We start from the raw sequence: 4,218 nt of genomic DNA, 5'->3' as shown, positions 1-4,218 counted from the left end.
CCGTCCCGCAGCCCGTGCCCGCTCCCGCAGTCCACCTCCCAGCCGTCCGCGCCGCACCGCAGCAGATACGGGATCGGCGTGCGCGAGACCGCCCCGCCGAGGAACGGCAGGTCCGCCACGCCGCCGGGCTCCGCCGGGTAAAGGACCGGCTGCTGCCCGCCTCCGGAGCGCTGCAGCCGGGCGTCGGCCGCGGCGAGCAGCTCGCGGTAGGTCGATCCCGGGCCCGCGTCCCGGACCGCGCCGAGCAGCGCGTGTGTGAACGCCCCGTGTCTGCGCCCCGCGAAGTCCCCCTCGTACGAAAGCTGGTTGAGCCTGCTGGCGGCGAGGAGCACATGGCGGGCGGGACCTTCCTGGGCCGGTACGTCCCGTGCCCCCGCGCCTGCCGAGCCGCTGAAGTCCCACTCCGCACCCGGCGGCGCGTACCGGGCGGTCAGCTCCGAGTCCCGCGTCGCGCCCCCGGAGTAGCAGCAGTCCAGGACCGCCGCGGTGTGTGCGCCCCGCGCGGCCACCGCGGCGAGGAGGGCGCCCAGGGTCTTGTCCGGCAGCGGGCCGTCCACGCAGACAAGGGCCTGGTTGCGGCCCGTCGCCTCGATGAGCAGATCGGCACCCGCCGCCCGCGACTGCGTGCCGTGCCCGGAGAACCAGAGCAGGGCCGTGTCGCCGGGGCCCGCGGCCCCCAGGTGCCGCTCGATGGCATCCGCGACGGCGGCGGTCGTGGCCTCGGCGTTCAGCAGGACGCGGATGTCAGCGGTGCCGCCCGCGCGGTCCGCGAGGAGCCGCCGGGCCTCCGTGATGTCGTTGACGCACCCGGCGAGCGGCGTCGCCGTCCGTTCCGGATAGTCGTTGATGCCCACCAGCAGCGCATAGATCGTCCCCATGGCGGAGAGTCTGACAGTGCCGCCGGCCACCGGTCTTCGCGGGTCTGGTCGGGAACAGGGCGTCTTCCGGCCGCAGTTGGGGCAGAGAGACGTCAATGTTCATGCCAGGTCGCACTATTGACGTGGCATCACTATTCTTCACGCACCACGAACCCATGACTCTCGGGGGACACATGGGGCACATAGAGCGACCACGACGGATCGTGCAGACCGGCGGGCCGAGCCAGGCCAATCCCCTGGCGGGGCCCCGCCAGGCACCGGCTCCGGTCGGGCCGCGGCGGCGCGAGCTCTACCAGGCGCGGTCCGAGCCACTGCGCGAGGCCGTGACCCGACTCGACGCGGGGCTCGACGAGCAGGCCCAGCGGCAGCTCGCGGAGTGGATCGGCGAGGAGTACCGGACGTCGTACGGCGGCATCCCGCTCGGCTTCGTCGCCCGCTGCTACCTGGGCCCGCCCTACGTCGACCACGTACTCAACATCTTCGGCGTCATCCTGCGGCACTTCTCCCCGGGCGAGACGATGCCGGAGCCGTTCGCGCAGGCCCGGATGCTGGCCAGGTCCGGCGGCTACGCGTACATCGAGGTGTACGACGGCGGACTGATCCTGCCGGTGCTCGAGGACGGAACCGTAGTGCGTCCCTGAGCGTGATCCTCACCCTGCTGTTTCTGTTGTGCCAGCTGTGTCAGCTGTGTCAGTTGTGTCAGTACGAAGTGTGATCGGAGACCCGTATGTCCGAGGTGGACTACACACTGCGCCGTCAGGTGGCGGAAGTCAGCAACCTCGTGGTCCGGCTCGGCGAGCAGGTGAGCTCGGTGTCCGGCCAGGTAGCGACGGTCGAGAACCATCAGCAGCAGACCCGCACCGAACTCCAGCAACTGCGCGACGAGTTCCTCGCGTTCGCCAAGCAGGCCGAGTTCACCGCGAACGTGCAGCGCGCCGAGACCCGGATCGGCGTCATCCAGGACCAGGTGGACCACGAGTTCGGCCACCACAAGACGGTGCGGCGCACCGCGGTCGGCATGCTCCAGGCCTTCGACGTGGGTCTGGTGTCCGAGGACAACGTCCGTATGGTCAGCGACCAGTTGATGATCCAGACGCCCCGCTACTGGCTCGCGCCCGCCCTGGTGGCGCTCGCCTCCTGGTCGGCGGACGACCGGACGCTGTGCGAGCGGGGCGTCGAGGAGGCGTTCCGGCGCTCCCCGGACCGCACCTCGCTCTTCTTCGCGCTCGTGCTGCGCCGCCAGGGTCGCAAGGAGTCCGCGGTGCGCTGGCTGCGGCACTACCTGCTCGCGCAGGATCCGGCGGCGCTCGGCCGGGAGTTCGCCGTCATCCTGGAGTCCATCGCGCAGGGCGCCTTCGGCCTCGTCGGCAGGGAGCTGCTCGCCGACACACTGGCCGGCTGGCGCGAGCACCTGGCGGACGACGCGGACGCCCAGGCGCGGCAGGTCATCCGGTGGCGCGACGAGCTCGACTCGCTGCGGCAGCCGTCGTCGAAGGGCGAGTTCCCGCGCCTGGTGGCGGTCTCCCCGCAGTGGCCCTACCTCGACTCGGCGTTCAGCTCGGCCCGCGCCCAGCAGGTCGTGCTCGACAAGTACCGGGCCATCATGGAGCGCGAGTTCGAGCCGTCGGAGCGGCTCGAGGACGCCGTGGACGACATCCTCGACCGGCTCGTCTCCGAGTACGACAACGAAGAGCTGCCGCTCCGCCGCGACCTGGCCTTCAACCACGCGGTGGTCGGCCATGACGGCGACGTCGTCGCGGCCCGCAAGGCGTCGGACGCGGACTCCGCCTCGTACGAGGAGACGCTGGACTATCTGACCGTGCAGACCACGGCGGCGCTGAACCCGTCGGCGATCGGCACGTCGGCCGCCACCCAGCGGCTCGCGGTCGCCGCCTGCAACGAATGGTTCTTCCGGGCGCACACCGCCTTCACCCGCGACTACCGCAAGTCGGTGCCGCAGGATGTGCAGGCGCAGTTCGGCACGGCGCACACGGTGGGCGCGCACACGTTCCAACTTCCGCCGTGGACCTGCTCGTTCAACAACAAGCTGGAGCACAACGAGAAGTCCCTCGCCGGCCACTGGGACCAGCACATGGCGCCGTTCATCGCGTCGCTCGCGTATCCCATGGCCCGCAAGGTCGCGCCGCTCGTCGCCGTGCTCGCGGGGATCCTGCTGCTCATCGGGGCGATCAACATCGGCTTCGCGCTCGTCGCCGCCGCGGTCACCGGCGCCGTCTGGGGGCTCTTCCTCTACAACGGCGCGCAGGCCGCCAAGCGCGTGCAGGACGGCGCACGGCAGTTCCTGGAGCAGGCCAAGAGGGACTCGCTCCATCAACTGCGCGGGGCGGCCGCCGAATTGACGGACTGGTACGAGAAGTACCGGGCCGCCGACCTGGTGGAGGCGGACTGCCGTGAGCTGATCGGATCGCTGGCCACCGCGACCACCCAGGGCGGCTCGCCCTTCGAGGGCCGCACCGTCGTCAAGGAGAAGTCCTGATGAGCATCCCCCCACAGCCGCAGCGGTCACCCCAGGACAAGCGGTCACCCCAGGACAAGCAGTCGCCCCAGTCCAAGCAGTCCCCGTGGGCGGCCACCGGCCGCACGCAGGGCGAGCGGGTCACCAACCGGCTCCGCCGGATCGCCGATGGCCTGCCGGACTGGGAGCCGCTGCCGCCGGGCGAGACGGTGGTGCGGCGTCCCGGCAGCACGGGCAGCTCCGGCACCTCTGGCAGCTCCGGCAGCTCCGGCAGCTCCGGCAGCTCCGCGTGAGCGGACTCTGGGGCGACGGCGGCGCCTATCAGACCTGGGTTGAATTCCTGCGCCGCTGGGCGGAGTTCGAGCCCGTCGACCCCGCCGCGCTGCCCGTGATCTCCGAGGAGCAGTACGACGGGGTGACGATCCAGCGGCTCACCGTCCACCTGGGGAAGGCCCTGGACCAGCGGCTCAGGTCCTGGGCCGACAAGCTGGGCCGGGCGATGTCGGCGGCGCCCGACGAGTTCTCCTACGGCCGTGAGCTGGCCCAGGCGAGGGCCGGACTCCAGGCCGTACGCGCCATGGCGGGCCACCCCGGACTGCCCCGGAAGCTGCGCGAGGCCATGACGGACCTGGTCGACCGGCAGCTCCCCCAGGCCCAGGACCAGCTGGAACGGTTCCTTGACGACGCCGTACGGCGGGGCGACGACCCGCGCGCGGTCGAGCGGCTGCGCCGCGCCCTGCGCGACAACGCCCTCACCGGTGTCGTCGACCAAGGGCCGCCACCGGCGCCGTCCGCCGCGGCGCCGGACCCCTGGGCCTACGACCCGGCCGCCGCACCCCGGCGCCGGGTGATCCCCGACTGATC

General features: G+C 71.9%; 5 protein-coding genes. 4 read left to right on the top strand and 1 reads right to left on the bottom strand.

The annotated features are described in order from the left end of the window. The coding region (locus E2651_RS41630; protein ID WP_135336463.1) for a caspase family protein at positions 1-878 on the bottom strand (878 nt) is incomplete at its 3' end. Between the two features lie 155 nt (positions 879-1,033). On the opposite strand from E2651_RS41630, the gene E2651_RS41625 reads away from it, so the two are divergent. The 4 genes from E2651_RS41625 to E2651_RS41610 all read left to right on the top strand — a co-directional run bounded on the left by E2651_RS41625 (position 1,034) and on the right by E2651_RS41610 (position 4,216). Then, on the top strand, positions 1,034-1,519 hold the full coding sequence (locus E2651_RS41625) for a hypothetical protein (RefSeq protein WP_245239540.1): 486 nt from the start codon (positions 1,034-1,036) through the stop codon (positions 1,517-1,519). 86 nt (positions 1,520-1,605) lie between these two features. Further along, positions 1,606-3,375 carry a hypothetical protein gene (locus E2651_RS41620; protein ID WP_135336462.1) on the top strand — a complete coding sequence of 590 codons (1,770 nt, stop codon included), beginning with the start codon at positions 1,606-1,608 and terminating at the stop codon, positions 3,373-3,375. Next, complete coding sequence (locus E2651_RS41615) at positions 3,375-3,647, top strand: hypothetical protein (RefSeq protein WP_135336461.1); 273 nt, start codon at positions 3,375-3,377, stop codon at positions 3,645-3,647. The genes E2651_RS41620 and E2651_RS41615 overlap by 1 nt, the downstream gene beginning before the upstream one ends. After that, positions 3,644-4,216, top strand: coding sequence for a hypothetical protein (locus E2651_RS41610; RefSeq protein ID WP_135336460.1), 573 nt, complete (start codon positions 3,644-3,646; stop codon positions 4,214-4,216). Before E2651_RS41615 ends, E2651_RS41610 begins: the two co-directional genes overlap by 4 nt. Positions 4,217-4,218 lie beyond the last annotated feature (2 nt).

Origin of the sequence: Streptomyces sp. MZ04, from assembly GCF_004684775.1 — a bacterium.
In the GTDB taxonomy this organism is placed as follows: domain Bacteria; phylum Actinomycetota; class Actinomycetes; order Streptomycetales; family Streptomycetaceae; genus Streptomyces.
Note: the sequence above shows the minus strand (reverse complement) of the source record. Positions and strands in the feature narration are given on the sequence as shown.

Coding starts and splice junctions, on each gene's coding strand:
- E2651_RS41625 (WP_245239540.1), top strand. CDS start 1,034: ATGACTCTCGGGGGACACATGGGGCACATAGAGCGACCACGACGGATC.
- E2651_RS41620 (WP_135336462.1), top strand. CDS start 1,606: ATGTCCGAGGTGGACTACACACTGCGCCGTCAGGTGGCGGAAGTCAGC.
- E2651_RS41615 (WP_135336461.1), top strand. CDS start 3,375: ATGAGCATCCCCCCACAGCCGCAGCGGTCACCCCAGGACAAGCGGTCA.